Consider the following 20112-nt stretch of genomic DNA (forward strand, 5'->3'; position numbering starts at 1 on the left):
GCTTAAACGCTCAGCGTTATTTCCCCGTTAGTGTATCCGCAACCTTAGGCGTTGATTTTGATAACAGCGACCCTAACCAAGGTAAACACAACGAAGGCAACACAATCAAAGCAGCGCCGAGCCAGCTTAAGTTATCCAACCACTCATCGAATAACAACCAGCCTAAAAAGACAATAAATAACAAGCCAGTGTATTCCGCAATCGCGATATCGCTTGCCTGTGCTTTACGGTATGCCAGCACGCAAAACCAATGATACACAAGTAAAAATGCGTTGCTCAGCAATGCCACGCCCACCAGCTCCCAACTCAAACCTTCGATGCCCTGAAACGCCGCAATTACTAACGTCGCAGGAATACCCAGCAAGTTATACAACATCAGCGTTAACACGGGATGCTCTGCATTAGGCACTTTTTTCAGCGCTAACTGATTCACCGCAAAGGTAAAAGCCGAAAATAGCACAGCAATGCCATACCAGTTCATTTCACTCGGCCGCAGGATAATCAAAATACCAACAAAACCTAAGCCAGTGCAGATGGTCTGGGCAACAGTGATCCGCTCCCTCAGGAAAAAATACCCCATCAAGATGATCATCAAAGGTGCCGAGTAAAACAATGAGCTAACCGTCGCGAGTGGCAATGCCATCAAGCCAATAATTAAAAAAAGCGCGCCAACTGAGCCTATGTTGGCACGCCAAAGGTGAACTGAAATATGTGTCGTCATCGGCCGCTGTGAATACAACCACACTGGCAACAACATAAAGACTGAGGAGATTTGCCTGACAAGAAGGAAAGTCGAGGCATTCGCATCGTCCGGCAACCACTTGATCGACACATCATAGAAGGCACTAAATAGATTACCTACTATCAATAAAATCAAACCAATAACAACTGGGCGTTGCATTTTTTAACATCCATAAATCTCAATGGCGGCATGATAATCCTCCCAAAACTTAAGCTGAAATGATGCTTTCTCATGCTAGATGAATTAAATTCATACTAAAGCCTTTAGATATTGAAAATAATGAGAAAGCTACCACCATTACGCGCTCTGCAAGTGTTTGAGGCCGCCGCCAGACAGCAGCATTTTTCTAAGGCCGCCGATGAACTGTGCATTACCCAAAGTGCGGTTTCTCACCAAGTGCGTGTATTAGAAGAGTATTTTGGCGAGCAACTGTTCGACCGTCAGGGGCGTAAACTGCAGTTAACCCCAAAAGGACACGGACTATTTCTAGAGTTAGAGCGGATATTCAACGAGTTAAGTGATCTTAATTTGAAGGTTCGCGACACGCCCAATCAGCAGCTGTGCTTAGCTGTTTACAGTTCCTTCTCGGTGAAATGGTTGATCCCCAGACTCACCGATTTTCGCCGCCAATATCCGAGCGTAAAAATCCGCCTCGAGATGATCACCCAAGATCCTGATCTCAGCACGAGTACGGCGGATATCTTTATCGCAGGTAAACTGAATCAACGCGGCTATTGGCAACAGTTACTCCATAAAGAGCGGTTAATCCCAGTGTGCAGCCCAAATTTCTACCTTAAATGGCGTGACATTAGCCTGAGCAATTTCCAGCAACAAGCCCTGCTGGTTGTCGATGAAGGCCCACTCGGACTCGACTGGCACAAATGGTCATCGGCACACCAGATCCCACTCGATAACGAACAACAGCATGTGTTTAGTCATATTGTGATGGCGATTGAGGCGGCGATTGCAGGCCAAGGCTTAGCCCTAGCGCCGGACTTTATGGTGGCTGGCGATATCACCACAGGGCGTTTAGTCGCCTTGAATCTTCCCGATGTGCATACCGGATTTGAATTTACTTTCTTTTGTAAGCAACGCCGTTTATCAGAACCTGCGATTGCCGCCTTCTCCTCTTGGCTAAAATCACAGGCCTAAGGTGAACAGACAGACACAAAAAAGCCGACGCTGACGTCGGCTTAGTTTATCGATATCGATTGATTACACTAACAAACCAATCTTCTCGTACACTTTCTTCAATGTCACTTCGGCGCGCGCCTGCGCACTTTCAGCGCCAGCTTTCATCACTTGGTCTAAGTAAGCACGGTCGGCACGAATCGCGCGGTAACGCTCTTGCAGCGGCTCTAACATGCTCACAACCGCTTCGCCTGCTGCCCCTTTCAAATGGCCATACATCTTGCCTTCAAACTCGGCTTCTAGGCTTGCAATACTTTGCCCCGTCACACCCGACATGAGACTCAGCAGGTTAGAAACGCCTGGCTTATTGTCCATATCGAAACGCACGACTGGCGGCTCATCACTGTCTGTCATGGCTTTTTTCAGCTTCTTCAGCACGGCTTTTGGATCTTCTAGCAGGCCGATGACGTTATTACGGTTCTCGTCTGACTTAGACATCTTCTTCAGCGGCTCCTGCAACGACATCACTTTCGCGCCATGTTCAGGAATAAACGGCTCAGGAATGGTGAAAGTATCGCCGTAGGCATTGTTGAAGCGAGTCGCGATATCACGCGTTAACTCAAGGTGTTGCTTCTGATCTTGACCAACTGGGATTTCGTTCGCTTGATAAATCAGAATATCCGCCGCCATCAGCACTGGGTAACCAAACAGACCCACGTTGATGTTGTTAGCATGCTTTTGTGACTTATCTTTAAACTGCGTCATGCGGCTCAACTCGCCCATTTGGGTGTAGCAGTTTAATGCCCAACCCAATTGCGTATGTTGTGGCACCTGTGACTGGATAAACACTGTGCTCTTTTTAGGATCGACGCCACAGGCCAAATACAGGGCTAAGGTGTCTAAACAGGCTTCGCGCAACGCTTTAGGATCTTGACGCACGGTAATGGCATGCAAGTCGACCACACAATAGAGGCAGTCGTGGCTATCTTGCATCGCAACCCATTGACGCAATGCACCCATGTAGTTACCTATGGTTAATTCGCCGGACGGCTGTGCACCGCTGAGTACTATGGGTTTGGTCATTACGTCATTGCTCCACTATCTATATATAAAAAGACTATAAAAAAATCGACTAAAGAACGGGTAAACACCCATTACTTGGTATGTTTTACCCAGTTCAAAATCTCACTAAATTGCTCACATACGGCATCTGGGCCACTGAGCCCAATATCTTCACCGTAGTTGTAGCCGTAGGTCAAGCCGATTGACGCTATCCCAGCCGCTTTCGCCGCTAAAATGTCGTTTTTAGAGTCGCCGACCATCAATAACGCCTCTTTATCCAATTGCCACTCATGTAATAAGTGCTGCAGCGGCAAAGGATCGGGCTTCATCTTAGCTAGGGTATCGCCACCTAACACTAAGCTGAAAAAGTCATTAATCCCAAAGGCATTGAGTAATGGCAAGGTAAAACGATAGGGTTTATTGGTGACAACGGCGAGCTTAAAACCTGCATCGAACAAGGTTTGCAGTACTTGATGCACGTCACTATACAGCGCACTGTGTTTTTCAAGATTCTCTTGATAGTGATGCATAAAGATCGGCATGGCCGCATCCAGTGCGGTTTGCTCAACATCCGCTCCCAAGGCATGGGTCATGGCGCGGCGCATTAACATTTCGGCACCGTTACCGACCCAAGTACGCACTTGCGCCTCAGAGCAGCTCTTCAAACCTAACTCGGCTAAGGCTTGCTGCGTGGCAACGGTTAGGTCAGGCACACTGTCGATCAGCGTGCCATCAAGATCAAACGCTATCGCTTTAATCTTATCCCACATACCTATGCCCCAACTTTAGCAAGTTCGGCACGCATCTCATCAACAACAGCTTTGTAATCTGGCTTGCCGAAAATGGCAGAGCCCGCAACAAACATGTCGGCACCGGCGGCGGCGATTTCAGCAATATTGTCGACCTTAACGCCGCCATCCACTTCTAAGCGAATATCAAAACCACTGGCATCGATACGCGCACGCACTTGACGCAGCTTATCTAAGGTCGATGGGATAAAGGATTGACCGCCAAAGCCAGGGTTCACCGACATCAATAGAATCACATCCAGCTTATCCATCACATGGTCGAGATAATGCAGTGGTGTAGCAGGGTTAAACACGAGACCCGCTTTACAGCCACACTCTTTGATCAACTGAAGTGTGCGATCGACGTGTTCTGAAGCTTCTGGATGGAAAGTAATAATAGATGCGCCCGCCTTAGCAAAATCAGGCACGATGCGGTCAACTGGCTTGACCATCAAATGCACATCAATATCGGCGGTAATACCGTAGTTACGCAGCGCTTGGCACACCATAGGGCCAATCGTTAAGTTAGGAACATAGTGATTATCCATCACATCAAAATGCACTACGTCGGTCCCCGCATCTAACACGGCTTTTACATCATCGCCCAAACGGGCAAAATCGGCAGATAAAATCGATGGAGCAATCAAGAATGGACGCATAAAACACTCGCTGCTATTTGGATAAAAAGTGCCTTATTTTACCCTGAGCCAAGCTAAGCCTCTATAGCTAAAGCCACATTTCTGGCAATTGATACGCGATGCAGCTGTCAGCAAAGCAACACATTCTGCAACTATCGTAGTCAATTGGGGTCTAGATAATACCAATCGTATTAAATATCTGTTCATTCAGCGGGAGTTCAACGCGATTTAGACAAGGCGAAGGCTTGAAGGCATAGTGGTGCTCTGTCTAAAGCCTTGAACGAAGTATAAAGCGCATTGCCATGCCGTTAACATCAGCCGCCCTTCGGGAGCCTCACAGGCATCCCACTCCCGTGTTGCATTGACTTAAAAGGGAATAACCATTTCTGCGTCAATGCGCCTTGGATTGAGATGCCTGTGAGGCTCTGAACTGATTAGATATTTAATGTGATTGGTATAATATGAAATTTGCTAACATTTACGCGCATTTTGGCGGCAATTGATAAATTTTTGTTCATAAACTAGGCGAGTTTGTTATACTCGAGGCGCAATGCTGGTTCATTTCAAAGGAAGCGTTATGAAGGGGCGGTTTAGTTTATTTTCACACTATGTTAGGTCGTTGACATTTAAGTCATCTATGATGTTGGCATTCACTGCAGTTGTCGTGGCCACGTTAGCCTTTGGTGTTGAAAAACTCACGGAAAATACCGAAACAGCTTCTTGCGCTTGTAGCAGTGACACTCGTTACAATAGTGCTTTACCTAGTAGTCATCCCAATAATCGCTGCGCCGATCAAGCACAAACCCTAAGCTGGAAAACGTGGCTCACAGGTAAAAACCGTTCGAGTCAGTTCCACTTTGTCGATCTGCTTGAGCTATTACACGGTCATCAAGATAAGCCTATGGATGATCTCAAACCCACTACGTCGCATCTCGCCTATTAATGCTTAGCCGTATCTGGCAAGTATTCCACAGTACAGTCGCCGCCTTTTTCGGGGTACAAACTGACGACAATCGAAAAAAAGATTTCCAAACTAGCTCACCATTACCTTATATCGCAATGGGAATCGTGTTGGCAGTCATCTTAGTGGCAAGCCTGATGTTTCTCGTAGGACAAGTGCTCAGCTAAACCTAAGCTATGTCGAACCTAGTCATCCTTTGGATCGTAATTTTCATCATATAACGCCATCAACTCATCCACTTTGTTACGACCACTACCATTTTGGCTAATGTTACGTTGCACTTGGATTTTCGCTAAGTGAGCGCCGCGGTATAACTCGCGAGTCAATGGAATATCGTGATTACTAATCAACACAGGAATACCACGCTCTAGTGCTGTATGGCGCGAATGACGGGCCAGCAGCGCTTGGTCGTCTAGACTAAAGCCTGCACCAACATACGTAGTAAAACTGGATGTGGTAGATAATGGCGCATAAGGTGGATCGCAGTAAACCACATCGCCGCTACGTGTCTGCTCAAAGGCTTTTTCGTAACCTATGCATTTAAACTCGGCACGTTGCGCTTTTTCAGAAAAGGCCCAGATTTCCTTTTCGGGGAAATACGGCTTTTTATAGGAACCAAAGGGTACATTGAAGCCGCCTTTACGGTTATAACGGCATAAGCCATTAAAACCATGACGGTTTAGATAGAGGAAATAGACGGAACGTTGGAAAGGGTCGCGACATTTATTAAAGTCGGTCCGCACCTGATAGTAAGCGTCTTTTTGATTCATCTCATCAACAAACATTGCCTTAGCCGCAGCAATGTAAGCTTCAGGTTGATGCTTCACAATCTGGTATAACTCAATCAAGTCCTGATTAATGTCACAGAGCAGGTAGCTAGGATAATCCGTATTTAAGAAAACGGATCCTGCACCCACGAATGGCTCGACCAAACGGTCTCCTGTGGGTAAATAACTGGCCAAATCATCCACCAATTTAAATTTACCGCCAGCCCACTTAAGGAAGGCTCTGTGTTTTTTTATCATTTAACTTGATGAATGCCGACAAAAATAAAGGCCATGATTGTACTCTGTTTATTCTGAAATTTCACGATTTGGCAGACTTTCTTCTAGTTGATAATCTTTTAAATCCGCCCACTTTCTTACCCAAGGTTGCTCGAAACGATACTCTTTAACCAATTGTGCCGCCGCATTCGAAGCTGACTTGCTACTACCGTAGTTGCCAACGAGGACAACCCAACGCTGCTTATGTTGTGCAACGCGAACGCCCTCAAGATGCTCAATACTCTTTAATGTTGCACGCAGGGTGTCCAACTGAGCAACACTGGCAATCTGTATTGTGTAACCTTTGAGCGGCTTTTGCGTATCCAAGCCCGCTTTAGCTACCGGCTTATCGGCCTTTGCAGCATCAATGGTTGCGGGTTGAGTCTGAGCCGCTTTAGCTTGTGGTTCAGTATCCTCAGGCGGCTTATCCTCACCAAAAGACTTGCTACTCACTTCACCCACACTCACGAAGGCAGCATCATCAGGCATGGGATGTGGCGCTTCACCGTGGAATTCACTTAAGGGATCGACGGCTTGTTCTGTTTTAGCTTCTGTCGTCTCGATTTCAATAACTTTCGCAGTCTCCGCAGCGAGCTTCAGCTGCTCAGCGCGCAGCGTAAAATAGGGCGTTAAGACTTTTTTCCCGTAGGACAAAAAGACGGGTGAATCTATCGCAGGATAAGTCGCAGCCTCTAAGGCTTGCTCCTCAGAAAAAGGCTGAGTAACGCCAAACCAAATGCCTAAGGCGAGTAGCATACTCACAGCAGTCACCATCACAGCTTTATATTTCACCAAGGAAGATGTCTTCTCCGGCGCGCTATGCAAGGCTTTATCTAATAGATTAACCACTTCCTGCGGCGTACCGGTTTGTTTCTCAAGCTGACTGCGCACGATTTCCCTTGGCGTAAAAGGATTTTGATCGCTGTATCTCAGTAACGTTTGATACAAGGCCTCACGCTCAGGCATGGTTAACGGCTCAATACTGATAGGCAATATTTGCCGCCGTAATTGCTCCGGTAATTGTGGAAGCAGATCTGCTAAAAATGCCGGCGGAACCGTGAGTGTGACAGCGATATTCTTGCCCGCACACTGAATTTGATTGAGAATAATGCACTCTGCCCATAATGCCTTAGGCAATAAATGCGCATCATCGATAATGATATGTAAGGGTTTAGTTTGCGTGCTCGCAAGCCGCAACAGGGTATCGGCGAGGGGAATATCGTCGTCAAAAATAGGGGATGAAATTAACTGGACCAGAATTTTACGGCGGATTTCCGCGTTATCGGCATGCATAGGACAAATCACAAATGCTGCATTTGACTCGTCAAAATCGGTCGCTAATCCGGTCACTAAGGTGGTTTTTCCTGAACCGCTGATACCAGAAAGCACCAGTAGCTGATCGCTATAACTGGCAACATGATGCATTCTTTGTATGAGGGCTTCCTGAGAAGGAAGCAAGACAGAACCTTGAAACGTCACTCGCCCACCACACAGTATTTATGCGCAGCGAATAACCTGTTCAAGGGTAGATTCTGTGACTTGACTAAACACATCCGCACGGCCTATAGCCGTTGGGAGCACCAGTCGAATCTGACCGCCTAAAACTTTTTTATCGCGTCGCATATGTTGAATGAAACTGTCGAAATCCATAGATTCCGGCGCACTCACTGGAAGATCAAAAGCTTGTAGTAACTGTATGATACGACAAACTATTGACTCATCGATAAGCCCCAGTGCCTTAGCTGTTTGAGCAGCAAGGACTGTGCCAGCTGACACGGCTTCACCATGCAACCAATTACCGTAGCCCATTTCGGCTTCAATCGCATGACCAAAGGTATGACCCAGATTCAATAAAGCACGTACACCCTGCTCAGTTTCGTCTTGGCTAACTACATCGGCCTTAATCTCACAGCAACGGGAGATAGCATAAACCAATGCTTGGGCATCTAAGGTTTTTAGTGCCGTTACATTATCTTCAAGCCATTGAAAAAAATCAGCATCCCACATGATGCCATACTTGATGACTTCCGCCATTCCCGCCGCAAACTCGCGCGCTGGAAGCGTATGTAAACATAAAGTATCGATAAGCACGATTTGTGGCTGATAAAAGGCCCCAATCATGTTTTTACCAAGAGGATGGTTAACAGCCGTTTTACCACCGACGGAAGAATCCACCTGCGACAATAGGGTTGTCGGAATTTGAATAAAATCGATCCCACGTTGATAACATGCCGCGGCAAAGCCCGTCATATCACCAATTACGCCGCCACCCAAAGCCACCAGCACAGAATCTCGACCATAGTTTTGCTGCAGCAATGCAGTAAAAATAGTATCTAGATGCGCTAAGTCTTTGAATTGTTCGCCATCGGGGAGGATAACACTCTCTACCTCACCAAACGAAGCCATCGTCTCTTGTATCTGTTTAAGATACAAAGGCGCGACAGTTTCATTGGTGACGATAAGAATACGTTTTTTAAGCAGGTAGCGAGACAAGGTCTCGCCATCACTCATCAAATTCTGGCCAATGTAAATGGGATAACTACGTACACCTAAATCAACCTGAATTTGCTTCATAAATTCTGCCTAAAAACCTAATTGCTCAATGATCTGATTGGCGACAATCTTTGCGCTTTGATCATCGGTTTTGACAATCACATCGGCAATTTCTTCGTACAATGGATTACGGATCTCTGCAAGATTCTCCAACACTTCTCGAGGATCATCCACTTGCAATAATGGGCGTCGCTTGTCTCTTTGAGTACGAGCGACCTGTTTGTCGATAGTGGTTTCCAGATAAACCACAATGCCACGAGCAGACAGATGATTACGGATATCTTTGCTTTGTACTGAACCACCACCGGTGGCAAGGACGATACCTTGTTTTTCAGACAAATCAGCAATAACCTGAGCTTCACGACGACGGAAGCCTTCTTCACCTTCGACGTCAAACACCCAAGCAATATCAGCGCCTGTGCGTTGCTCAATCTCTTGATCTGAATCGTGGAATTCTAAATGCAGCATTTGCGCCAGATGGCGACCAATTGTGCTTTTACCTGCGCCCATAGGGCCTACCAGAAAAATATTACGTTTTTCAGCCATTTCTTGTACGTCTGAATCTTATTGAAAAGTATGCCTATATCGACTCAAAATCAAGCCGACCTATATGTTACCTTGCTCTTATGAGACTTGACCGAGGATTATCTCAGCTTAGGGTCTACTATGGCAAGCCATGTGCGCTATTTATGCAAAGAATTGTATAACAGTAATAATAAAGCCAGCAATCACTGCTGGCTTTAGTCGATACATAGCAAGTGCTTAGATCTTCTCACCGACTATTTTTGGGGTGACGAAAATAAGTAGCTCTTGACGCTCATTTTTGTCTGTTGTGTTCCTAAACAGGAAACCTACCAGAGGAATGTCACCTAGAATTGGTACTTTACTCACACGGCTGATCAGATTTTGCTGATAAATACCACCAAGCACTATGGTTTCGCCGTTATTAACGAGCACTTGGGTGCCGATGCGTTGAGTATCGATGGCAACTGCGGGACCCGTTGGAGTATCAACGGTTTTGCCCTGAGAATCTTGAGTGATTTCTAAATCTAAAATGACTCGGTTATCAGGCGTAATTTGGGGTGTAACCCGTAGAGACAACACCGCCTTCTTAAACGTGACTGACGTTGCACCACTCGAAGTAGACTGCACATAAGGGATCTCGACACCTTGTTCAATATAAGCCGCCTTTTGGTTAGAGGTGGTGATGCGAGGGCTCGCGATGATTTCACCTTTGTTTTCTTGCTCTAATGCGCTTAATTCCAAATCAAGAATGGTGCCGTCCGCCAATTTAGCGACATGGAAGGCAATACTCGCTGGATTAGTGGCTGCCGCGGGTAAGTTAACGTTCAAACGCTGATCGGGAGTAGGAATAATCCCATTGGCAATACTCTGTGCACCTTCTAATGTGCCAGAGGTTCCCTTGCTACCTTGCTGATCTGTGACGCCCCAACGAATACCTAAGTCTTCGGAGACATCATCTTTCACTGTCACCATACGTGACTCGATCAACACTTGACGGATGGGGATATCGAGCACTTCGACTAAACGGTGAATGTTCTCAATCGTTTCAGCCGTATCTTTCACTAACACTGTGTTAGTACGTTCATCGACCGCGACTGAACCGCGTGGTGAAAGTAAGCTTGAATCCGCGCTTTTCAGTAACTCAGCAATATCGACCGCTTTAGCGTAGTTAATTTGCAAGTACTCAGAATAGAGCGGTGCTAACTCTTTAACCTCTTGTTTGTTTTTAAGGTTTTGGCTTTCACGAATTGCCAGTTCTTCGCTCGGCGCCACCATTAAAATATTGCCTTCGATACGCTTATCTAATCCTTTGGTTTGCAGAATTAACTCTAAAGCTTGATCCCAAGGCACATCGTCCAATCTTAAGGTGATATTACCTTCCACAGTATCGCTGGTGACTAAGTTAAAGTTGTTATAGTCGGCGATGATCTGCAGCACAGTTCGCACTGGGATATTTTGGAAGTTAAGCGACAAAGTCCGGCCATTGTATTTTTTAACATCTTTCTTGGCGGCGGCCCTCTCGACTTTATTCATTGAGAGCCTAAAGAGGTTATCTTCTTGCTTGTAAGTGAATTCATACTCACCCGCGATATCAACTAATATGCGCGTTGTTAAGTCTTCTTTAAAGGTCTCGAAGCTTTTTACTGGTGTGGAGAAATCTTTCACATCCATAACATACAGAAGATCGTTATTAATATCTGTGTTATATAACTTCACTTCGAGCTTAGCGCCCACTTGCTCGACATTAGCGGCAACCGAGCGATTATTTAGATAGACCAATAACTCACCGCCACCATTATCATTACGACGGAAATCGATATTTTTAATGCTATTAACGAAAGGATTTTCAGCTTGGGCTTGAGTACCCGCCACTTCATCGTTAATTGTGAGTCGATATGAATTGCCCATGACAGAACCTTGGTAAGGTTTCACTTTGGACATACCTAAGATGACTTTAAGACGAGTATCTTGCTGCTCAGTGGTGATGTCTGTCACCCCAACCTGATTAATGGATAAACGATCCTTAGATAAACCTGAGATACTATCATCGAAGGTCAGCACTAGCTCTGCGGGTGAGGCATTTGAGTCTATTGCAGGCGGAGTGACCGCATCTTCAAAGACCAGCTCTAGCTCCAATTGATGGTCAACCAAGGCGTGGTATTTCACATCCATTAATCGATTTGCCGCAAAACTCGATGGCAAAATTCCAAATACCAGTGCGATCCCTATAACAGACTTGATTAAGCCTGAAGAAATTAACGGGACTTTTATCGCGGCAGAAGATTTCATTATTTCCTCATCCTTCGCTCGTTATTCTCCAGAAAGTTCTAAATTGCTTGTCCTTTCAGACCAACAACCAGAACCATCTGGAATTAATTCTACTACTTCGACATTTTGTGAAGTAACTTTAGAAATGCGTCCATTAAACAGGCCTAAATACTCACCCGTTCCCATCCGATACACACTGCCGTCATTTGTTTCAACTAACGCCCAAGTCGTATCAGCTTCACTTAAGGTGCCGCGCATTTTTAAATTATCTAAAGGATAAGTTTCTAACCGCCCTTTTCGACGCTTTAAATCCGGTTGTAAACAATCTTTGCTGGTATCGACAACCTCTTCCGTTAATTCACGCGAAGGAGGTACAAAAGGGCTACGCATTAACTCAGCTTGATAGGCGAAGTGCTCAAATCTCGGCGGCTCTTTCAAGGGCGGGATATGAGCAACATGTTGCGCTTTGGTTGTAGTAACAAATAGCTCTAAATCACTGCGATCGCCAACGCAACCCGTTAAAAAAATACACATAACCACTAGAGGTAAGAATTTCATTATTTCTTCCCCTTCTTAGCAGGCTTTTCAGGCGGTAATTCAGCCCCTTCTTTAAAGCGATAGGTCTTGGCTAAAATGTCCATTGCTAAGTTGCCTGCATCATCGCGCTTAATGGTAAAATCATGAAGGCTGACAATACGCGGCAGTTTTGCTACACCACTCACCATATTACCTAGCTGATGATAATCGCCCGTCACGGACATTTTGATGGGGAACTCAATATAGAAATCCCGCTGAATTTCCGGCTCCCAATCTAAGCTCTTTATTCGAAGTCCTGCATCGGTCGCTACGAAGGTTAAATCGTCTAGCAAACCAGGCATTTCATTCTCAGAGGGTAGCATCTTCAGTAACTCGGCAAATTGCACTTCCATCGTTGCTAACTGCTCACGATAGAGTTTTAAATTTGCTGCAAGTTGATACTTATTTTTAAAGTCATCTCTAAGTTGTACTTCCTTATCTTGCTCTGCTGTATAGGTATCGACCGAATCTGAAACGACCAAAAAATAACCCGCAGCAAAAACACAAAGTGCTAATAGGATCGCAAAAAAGGTTTTAACTTGGTTGGGCCAGCCACCAATATTTTCAAAATCGATATCATTGAATTGACTTAGATCGAGTTTCATTTACTCGCTCCTTTTGTCATTTTCTCAGGCTCACCTACATTCGCGCCTTTAATCGTGACTCTTAAACTGAATCGCTGTAATTGCCGCAATTCTTCATTTTGGGTCACGATAGACTGCATATTCGGATCGGTTAGCCATTCTGAGGTTTTTACCTTACGCATCATATTGGCAACGTTATTATTTGATTCGCTACGTCCTTCTATCAGCAACAAACTGCCCTTTTTCTCTAAGCTAGAAAGGTATATTCCTGGGGGCACTATTCGTACCAGTTCATCCAACACATGAGTAGGCAAATTACGGGATTGTTGTAAATTCAGAATAATTTCGGTGCGGCGCTCAATGTCTTTCTTACGCTCGGTAATTTTCTTAATCTCAGAAATTTGTGTTTCGAGCAGGCTAATTTCCGATTGCAAATAACTATTACGCGCTTTCTGCTCATCAGTCATAACGTCCAATAGAGATACTGCCACATAGACTAAGACCGCTGACGCTAAAAATACCGCAGCTAAAATACCAATATAATCGCGCTTTTGTTTTTCTCTCGCCTCTTCACGCCAAGGGAGTAGGTTTATGTTCGCCATTGACCGTAACTCCTCAATGCTAAGCCACAAGCAACCATATATTTGCTGATTGTAGGTTGCAGCACACTTTTAATCGACTCGTCGGCGTGCAAACATCCTTGAAAAGGATCGGCAATAATAGTGTGAACCCCTAATTCATTAGTCAGTAAGTTAGCCATACCTTCTAATTTAGATGTCCCTCCACATAATACGAGATAGTCGACTTTATCTTTACCGCTCGAAGTACAATAGATTTGTAGCGTACGTTTTATTTGTTGTAATAGCTGAGTTTGGAAAGGTGACAAGACTTCAAACATATAATTTCGTGGTAGGTCGCCTTCAACTTTTGCTTTCTCAGCTTGATCGTAGGACATGCCATAGAAAGATAAAATTGACTGAGTAAATTGCTCACCACCGAAGGCTTGCTCGCGAATAAAAGTCGTCTCACCCGCTTCAACTACAGAGAAAGTGGTCATATTCGCGCCGATATCAACCATAGCGACGGCCTTATGTTTCGCCCCTTCGGGTAGTTGTGCCAGAATCAATTCGGCGGCGCGGCCTAAAGCATAACCCTCGACATCAACAACTTTGGCCTCAAGCTCTACGCTATCGAGCGCATCGACTCTGACATCAATGTTGTCAGTACGGCATGCGCTCAACAACACATCTACCTTGGTTGGATCTGTACTATTTACGCTGAGGGTTTCAAAATCTATGCTGACTTCATCGAGTGAATACGGAATAAGGTTGTCGGCTTCAACTTCTATCTGCGCCTCCATTTCTTCCTCGCTCAGCGAAGCATCCATGTAGATCACTTTGGTCATCACAGCAGAGCCTGAAACACACACCGCCGCATATTTAACCGATTTAGGTAAATTGCGTTTTATTTGCCTAAGGCATTCGACAACGGCATCAGCATCACGAATATCATGATCGTTAACGGCCCCCTTTTTAATGGGTACCGCCGCATGACTCAATATCTTGTATCCATCAGCAGTCTTGCTCAACAAAATGGCCTTAACTTCATGGGAACCTATGTCAATTCCCACCATCTGCGGAGCCTGACGCTTCCATAAATTTGAAAGCATATCCATTGTCACTTTTTTATTTATATTTCAGTAAAAGAGATTAGCACAAAATCAACTTGTTATACTTACTTGTATCGAATGTTTCATCATTTTACAAACGCTATTTTAAGCTTCTCACGTTTTTACTTCACCAAGAGGTGTACGCCTTATATACTGTCGCACTTAACGGAACATTAGGATAAATTTTGGTGAAGTGGTTAAAACGTATTGTTATAGCACTATTCAGTCTAGCCCTTTTGGGAGTAGGCGCCATTGTGGCAGCATACTTTTATGTTTTGCCGGATTTGCCGGATGTTTCAACACTAAAAAATGTGCAACTTCAAACACCTTTACGCATCTACAGCAGTGACGGCAAACTTATTTCACAATTTGGTGAGAAGCGTCGCATTCCATTGAAGTTAGACGAAGTGCCAAAACCCCTACTTCAAGCGTTTATCGCAACTGAAGATGCGCGTTTTTACGAGCATGGTGGTATAGATCCTGTAGGTGTACTTCGCGCCGCATTAGTGATGTTGACCACAGGTGAGAAAAAGCAAGGTGCCAGTACCATTACCATGCAGGTTGCGCGTAACTTCTTCTTAACCCGCGATAAAACCATTATTCGTAAAGTGAAGGAGATTTTTATCTCCTATCACATTGAAGAATTACTCACCAAAGACGAGATTTTAGAACTCTATGTGAACCGCATTTACTTAGGCCAACGCGCCTATGGTGTTGGTGCCGCTGCACAAGTTTATTTCGGTAAAGATGTTAAAGACCTTACACTCTCAGAAATGAGTATGATCGCAGGCTTACCCAAAGCGCCTTCGACACTCAACCCTGTGACCTCACCTTCTCGTGCCGTCGCTCGCCGTAATGTCGTCCTCATGCGGATGAATGAAGTGGGTTACATCAGCCAAGCTGAATACCAAGCCGCACTACAAGAACCGCTGGTCGCTAAATACCACGGCGCCGAAATTGATCTCTATGCCCCGTATATTTCTGAAATGGCTCGGGATTATATGGTGCAAAAGTACGGCGAAGAAGAAGCCTATACCAATGGCTACAACGTCTACACGACCATTTCATCGGATATACAACTGAAAGCTCAGCAAGCATTACGTAATAACGTTTATGCCTATGATGAGCGTCATGGCTACCGTGGTCCTGCCGCCGTACTGTGGACAGACGAAAAACCAGATCAAGCCCAAATCAAGGCTGAACTGTCCAAGGTGGCTTCGATTCAAGAACTGCAACCCGCAGCCGTCATCAGCGTTGCAGATCAACAAGCCAGCGTCATGACCGCCAAGGGCGAGACTAAAGTCATTACTTGGGATGGTTTGAAGTGGGCGCGTAAATTTATTACCGATAAACGTCAAGGCAGTGTACCTAAGTCAGCTTCTGACATGCTCAAGGTTGGTGAGCGTATTTGGATCCGTGATAACGGCCAATATTTGCAGTTATCGCAAGTACCAGAAGTTGCCAGCGCGACTGTGTCACTCGACCCACGAAATGGTGCGATTCGTTCTTTAGTCGGCGGATATAGCTTTAGCCAAAGCCAATACAACCGCGTCACTCAAGCAAAACGCCAATTAGGTTCGAACATCAAACCTTTCATCTATGCTGGCGCATTAGAGAAAGGCTTTACCTTAGCGACCCTCATCAACAATGCACCGATCAATAAACCCGATATCAGCCAAGGCACCGCATGGCGCCCTAAAAACTCGCCTGATATCTATGGCGGCCCAACCCGTTTACGTGTGGGCTTAGCGCAATCAATCAACGTGATGTCTGTGCGTGCAATGCGCCATGTCGGACTTGATGCCACCATTGCTGAATTGATAAAATTTGGTTTCGACCCTAATGACTTACCGCATAACGAGTCGATTGCATTAGGTTCGTCTTCAGTAACGCCATTACAAGTGGTCACGGCATTTAACGTGTTTGCTAACGGCGGTTTCTTACTCGAACCTTTCTACATCGATCGCGTCGAAGATGCCTACGGTAATGTGATTGAAAAAGCGAATCCAACATTGGCCTGTAAGCCTAGCCAAAGTCTTAGCCAACCAGTTACACCGAGCGATCCTATGGCGTTCAGTGTTAGTGGAGACCCTAGTGCTGAACCGAGTGCACCTGTTGCCCAGTGTTTCGAGCAAACGGGTCGCTTTGCACCACAGATCATTTCAGAGCAAACGGCATTCCTCATCACCGAAGCGTTAAAGAGCGTGATCTGGGGTGGCGGTGATTGGAGTCACGGTACTGGCTGGCAAGGTACGGCTTGGCGTGCTGCAAGATTAATTAAACGCCATGATATTGCGGGTAAAACAGGTACAACCAACGAATCTCGCGATACGTGGTTCAGTGGATTTAGCCCTGTGCTCACCAGTACGTTCTGGGTCGGTTTCGACGATCACGGTCGACAACTGGGCAGAACTGCATGGAATGCCAGCGCAGAGAAAGATCAGATAACCGGCGCCGAGGCCGGCGCGAAAACGGCAGGTCCGGGTTGGAACGAGTTTATGAACAGTGTCTTACAAGGCACACCTGAAACCACATCGATTCCACCAGAAGGCATTGTCTCGGTACGGATCGATTTAGCAACGGGTAAACTCACGCGCAAAACCGACTATACCAGTGCGTTCGAATACTTCATCTCGGGCACTGAGCCGAAGGAATACATCAGCGAAACTCAGGATGAAAATAACATCTTCATCGATGCGCCAACTGACGACTTATTCCAATAAACAACGCATAGAAAGTCATTGCCCATACGGATAATGACCTAATAAAAAACGCGACTTAAAGTCGCGTTTTTTATTGGCTTGTTGATTTAACAACTAGCCTTAGCGGGCTTTTTTAGCCGCGATCGCCTGTTGAATTTGCGGCAGAGCTGTCCCACCAAGCACATCGCGTTTCGCTAAACAGGCTTCAATGGTGAGGTTAGGATAAACGTCATCTTCAATGATGGTGGCAAAGGCTTTTAACTCGGCCAAGGAGAATTCCTCCAGCGGAATTTGCTTCGCTATCGCGGCAACCACCACTTCACCCACAACGTGGTGCGCCTCACGGAAAGGCATACCTTTAGACACCAAATAATCGGCCAACTCAGTTGAATTTGCATAACCTTGCTGCGCAGCTAACAGCGCATTAGGACGATTAACTTTCAGACCCGATAACACCAACGCCGCCATATCGAGGCAAATTGCCCAGCTATCAACTACGTCAAACAGGCCTTCTTTATCTTCCTGCATATCTTTGTTATACGCCAAAGGCAGTGCTTTCATGGTGGTGAGAATACCCACTAAACTGCCATAAACCCGACCCGTTTTACCACGGATAAGCTCTAATGCATCAGGATTTTTCTTCTGTGGCATCAGGGATGAACCCGAGGTCACTTCATCACTCAGAGAGATAAAGTTGGCTTCGCCCGAGTTAAAGAAAATCAAATCTTCGGCCATACGGCTTAAATGCATCATGCTGATCGATGCCGTTGAACACAGTTCTACCACGTGATCTCTATCTGACACACTATCTAAACTATTGAGTGTCGGCGAGGCAAAATTCAGTGCAGCAGCCAGTGCATGCCGATCCATTTTATAGGCTGTGCCAGCAAGGGCGCCTGAACCTAATGGACAGGTATTAGCGCGGGTTAACGCATCGGCTAAACGGCTGATATCCCGCTCATACATTTCCACATATGCTAAACACCAGTGGCCAAACGTCACAGGTTGGGCGCGCTGCAAGTGAGTGTAACCAGGCATTACCGCATCAAACTCACGTTCAGCCAACGCCAGCAATTCAGCATGTAAGCTTTGAAGGCGCGCCAGTAGTGCAGCCCCTTCGGATTGACACCAAAGCTTTAAATCGGTGGCAACTTGATCGTTACGGCTACGGCCGGTGTGCAATTTCTTACCGAGATCGCCCACTTTGGCAATCAAGGCCGACTCGACGAAACTGTGAATATCTTCAGCGCCCGACGCGAGAATAATCGCTGGATCGCCATTCACTTCCATTAGCAAATCATTGAGTGCTTTTTTCAAGTCGCTGCATTCAGTGGCTGTGATAATACCCACGCTAGCAATCGCATCAGCCCAAGCGATAGAGCCGACCACATCCTGTTCGAACAGGCGATAATCCACGGGTAGCGAATCGTTGAATAATTTGAATAGCGCGCTCGTTTCGCCCTGAAACCTTCCACCCCATAAAGCCATGCTAACTCCCCTTACTCACTGCTGATTTGAAATCGACTCATCTAAATCAAAAAATTTGATCAAAACCTAGAAACAAAAAAGGGCGCTAGGCGCCCTTTTAAACGACCTATTACTTAGACTTAACATCATTAGCGTTGAGTGCGCGGATGCGGCTCGCTAATGAGTACAGGCGGATAAAGCCTTCTGCATGTTTTTGATCGTACACTTGATCTTCACCGAAGGTGGCAAACGCTTCGGAGTACAAGCTGTTAGGTGAACGTTTCTTCACTGCCGTCGCTTGACCTTTGTAGAGTTTAACCACGACTTCACCGTTAACTGATTCTGCCAATGACTCAGATGCTGCCAGCAGTGACTTACACAGTGGCGTGAACCAACGGCCGTCATACACTAAATGCGCCATTTGTGCGGCAACTTGCTCACGCCAGTTACGGCTAGTTTTGTCGAGTACCAGCTCTTCAATCGCACGCAGTGCTGCGAACATCACAGTGCCGCCGGGAGTTTCGTAACAGCCACGAGACTTCATGCCGACTAAACGATTTTCCGTGATGTCGATACGACCCACACCGTGTGGCGCAGCAATCGCGTTCAATGTCATCAGTGCAGCATAAGGCGTTAGCGCTTCACCATTCACTTTCGTGATACGGCCATGTTCTACTTCTAGCGACACATATTCAGGCTTGTTCGGGGCATCTTCAGGATCGGCTGTCAGAGTCCACACACCTTTGCTTGGCTCGTTCCATGGATCTTCTAACTCACCACCTTCATGGGAAATATGGAAAGCGTTGGCATCACGGCTATAGATTTTAGTCGCTGACGCTGACGTTTTAATGTCACGTTCGGCTAAATAGGCCAGTAGATCTTCACGGCTCTGCATGGTCCATTCACGCCATGGTGCAATCACTTTTAAATCAGGCGCTAATGCAGCGAAACAACCTTCGAAACGCACTTGGTCGTTACCTTTACCGGTACAACCGTGGCACAGAGCATCGGCGCCCACTTTACGGGCCACTTCAACCTGTGCTTTGGCAATGATAGGACGCGCCATTGACGTACCGAGTAAATAAGTGCCTTCGTAAATAGCACCGCTCGCAATCGTTGGATAGATATATTCTTTAACGAATTCTTCTTTCAGATCGACGATATGACACTCAGACGCACCCGAAGCTAAGGCTTTTTCAGTCAAGCCAACCAGCTCTTCTTCGCCTTGGCCAACGTCGGCACAGAATGCGATGATTTCACAGTTATCGTAGTTTTCTTTTAACCAAGGAATAATGGCCGAGGTATCTAGACCACCTGAATAGGCTAAAACCACTTTTTTCACGCCAGTATTTTTTATCTCGATAGACATCTTAAATTCCTATGACTCGTTTCTCACCTAGGAG

Annotated in this window: 19 protein-coding genes; 4 read left to right on the forward strand and 15 right to left on the reverse strand. The window is 45.9% G+C overall.

Annotated elements, in window-relative coordinates; all coding sequences use genetic code 11:
* Window positions 1-16: 16 nt before the first annotated feature.
* Entirely contained in the window at window positions 17-901 is an 885-nt protein-coding gene (locus tag AC5YB3_RS10425) for a DMT family transporter (RefSeq protein ID WP_261273279.1), read from the reverse strand.
* Window positions 902-1021: 120 nt separating this feature from the next.
* Between AC5YB3_RS10425 and AC5YB3_RS10430 the strand changes: the two genes are divergently transcribed.
* Complete coding sequence (locus AC5YB3_RS10430) at window positions 1022-1894, forward strand: LysR substrate-binding domain-containing protein (protein ID WP_006083533.1); 873 nt, start codon at window positions 1022-1024, stop codon at window positions 1892-1894.
* A 63-nt stretch (window positions 1895-1957) separates the two neighbouring features.
* Here AC5YB3_RS10430 and trpS read toward each other — a convergent pair whose 3' ends face one another.
* From trpS to rpe, 3 genes are all read right to left on the reverse strand, one after another.
* Window positions 1958-2956, reverse strand: a complete 999-nt coding sequence (gene trpS, locus AC5YB3_RS10435) for a tryptophan--tRNA ligase (protein ID WP_006083534.1) — start codon at window positions 2954-2956, stop codon at window positions 1958-1960.
* Between the two features lie 71 nt (window positions 2957-3027).
* Entirely contained in the window at window positions 3028-3705 is a 678-nt protein-coding gene (locus AC5YB3_RS10440; RefSeq protein ID WP_012090480.1) for a phosphoglycolate phosphatase, read from the reverse strand.
* A gap of 2 nt (window positions 3706-3707) precedes the next feature.
* A complete protein-coding gene (gene rpe, locus AC5YB3_RS10445) occupies window positions 3708-4382 on the reverse strand; it encodes a ribulose-phosphate 3-epimerase (protein WP_012090481.1) in 675 nt (224 codons plus the stop codon).
* Window positions 4383-4938: 556 nt separating this feature from the next.
* Between rpe and AC5YB3_RS10450 the strand changes: the two genes are divergently transcribed.
* The gene (locus AC5YB3_RS10450) at window positions 4939-5304 is read left to right on the forward strand and encodes a hypothetical protein (RefSeq protein ID WP_494527094.1); all 366 of its coding nucleotides are present in this window, start codon (window positions 4939-4941) and stop codon (window positions 5302-5304) included.
* Window positions 5304-5489, forward strand: a complete 186-nt coding sequence (locus AC5YB3_RS10455) for a DUF2970 domain-containing protein (RefSeq protein ID WP_006083538.1) — start codon at window positions 5304-5306, stop codon at window positions 5487-5489. Before AC5YB3_RS10450 ends, AC5YB3_RS10455 begins: the two co-directional genes overlap by 1 nt.
* An 18-nt stretch (window positions 5490-5507) precedes the next feature.
* Here the strand turns inward: AC5YB3_RS10455 and AC5YB3_RS10460 are convergent, their stop codons facing one another.
* The 9 genes from AC5YB3_RS10460 to AC5YB3_RS10500 all read right to left on the reverse strand — a co-directional run bounded on the left by AC5YB3_RS10460 (window position 5508) and on the right by AC5YB3_RS10500 (window position 14540).
* Window positions 5508-6347 (reverse strand): Dam family site-specific DNA-(adenine-N6)-methyltransferase, encoded by an 840-nt coding sequence (locus AC5YB3_RS10460; protein ID WP_012588791.1) that lies wholly within the window; start codon window positions 6345-6347, stop codon window positions 5508-5510.
* 48 nt (window positions 6348-6395) lie between these two features.
* Entirely contained in the window at window positions 6396-7844 is a 1449-nt protein-coding gene (locus AC5YB3_RS10465; protein WP_494527095.1) for an AAA family ATPase, read from the reverse strand.
* Between the two features lie 18 nt (window positions 7845-7862).
* Window positions 7863-8939, reverse strand: a complete 1077-nt coding sequence (aroB, locus tag AC5YB3_RS10470; protein ID WP_006084509.1) for a 3-dehydroquinate synthase — start codon at window positions 8937-8939, stop codon at window positions 7863-7865.
* Window positions 8940-8948: 9 nt separating this feature from the next.
* Window positions 8949-9464 carry a shikimate kinase AroK gene (aroK, locus tag AC5YB3_RS10475; protein ID WP_006083542.1) on the reverse strand — a complete coding sequence of 172 codons (516 nt, stop codon included), beginning with the start codon at window positions 9462-9464 and terminating at the stop codon, window positions 8949-8951.
* Between the two features lie 216 nt (window positions 9465-9680).
* On the reverse strand, window positions 9681-11732 hold the full coding sequence (locus AC5YB3_RS10480; RefSeq protein WP_494527096.1) for a type IV pilus secretin PilQ: 2052 nt from the start codon (window positions 11730-11732) through the stop codon (window positions 9681-9683).
* A 21-nt stretch (window positions 11733-11753) separates the two neighbouring features.
* Window positions 11754-12269, reverse strand: coding sequence for a pilus assembly protein PilP (locus AC5YB3_RS10485; protein WP_226060261.1), 516 nt, complete (start codon window positions 12267-12269; stop codon window positions 11754-11756).
* Window positions 12269-12892, reverse strand: a complete 624-nt coding sequence (locus AC5YB3_RS10490) for a type IV pilus inner membrane component PilO (RefSeq protein WP_226060262.1) — start codon at window positions 12890-12892, stop codon at window positions 12269-12271. The genes AC5YB3_RS10485 and AC5YB3_RS10490 overlap by 1 nt, the downstream gene beginning before the upstream one ends.
* Complete coding sequence (locus tag AC5YB3_RS10495) at window positions 12889-13473, reverse strand: PilN domain-containing protein (protein WP_107946263.1); 585 nt, start codon at window positions 13471-13473, stop codon at window positions 12889-12891. The genes AC5YB3_RS10490 and AC5YB3_RS10495 overlap by 4 nt, the downstream gene beginning before the upstream one ends.
* Complete coding sequence (locus AC5YB3_RS10500; RefSeq protein ID WP_494527097.1) at window positions 13461-14540, reverse strand: pilus assembly protein PilM; 1080 nt, start codon at window positions 14538-14540, stop codon at window positions 13461-13463. The genes AC5YB3_RS10495 and AC5YB3_RS10500 overlap by 13 nt, the downstream gene beginning before the upstream one ends.
* A 188-nt stretch (window positions 14541-14728) precedes the next feature.
* Here AC5YB3_RS10500 and AC5YB3_RS10505 point away from each other — a divergent pair, with 188 nt between their 5' ends.
* A complete protein-coding gene (locus tag AC5YB3_RS10505; protein WP_494527098.1) occupies window positions 14729-17263 on the forward strand; it encodes a penicillin-binding protein 1A in 2535 nt (844 codons plus the stop codon).
* A gap of 99 nt (window positions 17264-17362) precedes the next feature.
* Here AC5YB3_RS10505 and argH read toward each other — a convergent pair whose 3' ends face one another.
* Window positions 17363-18730, reverse strand: a complete 1368-nt coding sequence (argH, locus tag AC5YB3_RS10510; protein WP_494527099.1) for an argininosuccinate lyase — start codon at window positions 18728-18730, stop codon at window positions 17363-17365.
* A 109-nt stretch (window positions 18731-18839) separates the two neighbouring features.
* Window positions 18840-20078, reverse strand: coding sequence for an argininosuccinate synthase (locus AC5YB3_RS10515; RefSeq protein WP_006083550.1), 1239 nt, complete (start codon window positions 20076-20078; stop codon window positions 18840-18842).
* Between the last annotated feature and the right edge of the window lie 34 nt (window positions 20079-20112).

This window comes from Shewanella sp. 1311 (genome assembly GCF_059338235.1).

Coding starts and splice junctions, on each gene's coding strand:
- AC5YB3_RS10425 (WP_261273279.1), bottom strand. CDS start 901: ATGCAACGCCCAGTTGTTATTGGTTTGATTTTATTGATAGTAGGTAAT.
- AC5YB3_RS10430 (WP_006083533.1), top strand. CDS start 1,022: ATGAGAAAGCTACCACCATTACGCGCTCTGCAAGTGTTTGAGGCCGCC.
- trpS (WP_006083534.1), bottom strand. CDS start 2,956: ATGACCAAACCCATAGTACTCAGCGGTGCACAGCCGTCCGGCGAATTA.
- AC5YB3_RS10440 (WP_012090480.1), bottom strand. CDS start 3,705: ATGTGGGATAAGATTAAAGCGATAGCGTTTGATCTTGATGGCACGCTG.
- rpe (WP_012090481.1), bottom strand. CDS start 4,382: ATGCGTCCATTCTTGATTGCTCCATCGATTTTATCTGCCGATTTTGCC.
- AC5YB3_RS10450 (WP_494527094.1), top strand. CDS start 4,939: ATGAAGGGGCGGTTTAGTTTATTTTCACACTATGTTAGGTCGTTGACA.
- AC5YB3_RS10455 (WP_006083538.1), top strand. CDS start 5,304: ATGCTTAGCCGTATCTGGCAAGTATTCCACAGTACAGTCGCCGCCTTT.
- AC5YB3_RS10460 (WP_012588791.1), bottom strand. CDS start 6,347: ATGATAAAAAAACACAGAGCCTTCCTTAAGTGGGCTGGCGGTAAATTT.
- aroB (WP_006084509.1), bottom strand. CDS start 8,939: ATGAAGCAAATTCAGGTTGATTTAGGTGTACGTAGTTATCCCATTTAC.
- aroK (WP_006083542.1), bottom strand. CDS start 9,464: ATGGCTGAAAAACGTAATATTTTTCTGGTAGGCCCTATGGGCGCAGGT.
- AC5YB3_RS10480 (WP_494527096.1), bottom strand. CDS start 11,732: ATGAAATCTTCTGCCGCGATAAAAGTCCCGTTAATTTCTTCAGGCTTA.
- AC5YB3_RS10485 (WP_226060261.1), bottom strand. CDS start 12,269: ATGAAATTCTTACCTCTAGTGGTTATGTGTATTTTTTTAACGGGTTGC.
- AC5YB3_RS10490 (WP_226060262.1), bottom strand. CDS start 12,892: ATGAAACTCGATCTAAGTCAATTCAATGATATCGATTTTGAAAATATT.
- AC5YB3_RS10495 (WP_107946263.1), bottom strand. CDS start 13,473: ATGGCGAACATAAACCTACTCCCTTGGCGTGAAGAGGCGAGAGAAAAA.
- AC5YB3_RS10500 (WP_494527097.1), bottom strand. CDS start 14,540: ATGCTTTCAAATTTATGGAAGCGTCAGGCTCCGCAGATGGTGGGAATT.
- argH (WP_494527099.1), bottom strand. CDS start 18,730: ATGGCTTTATGGGGTGGAAGGTTTCAGGGCGAAACGAGCGCGCTATTC.
- AC5YB3_RS10515 (WP_006083550.1), bottom strand. CDS start 20,078: ATGTCTATCGAGATAAAAAATACTGGCGTGAAAAAAGTGGTTTTAGCC.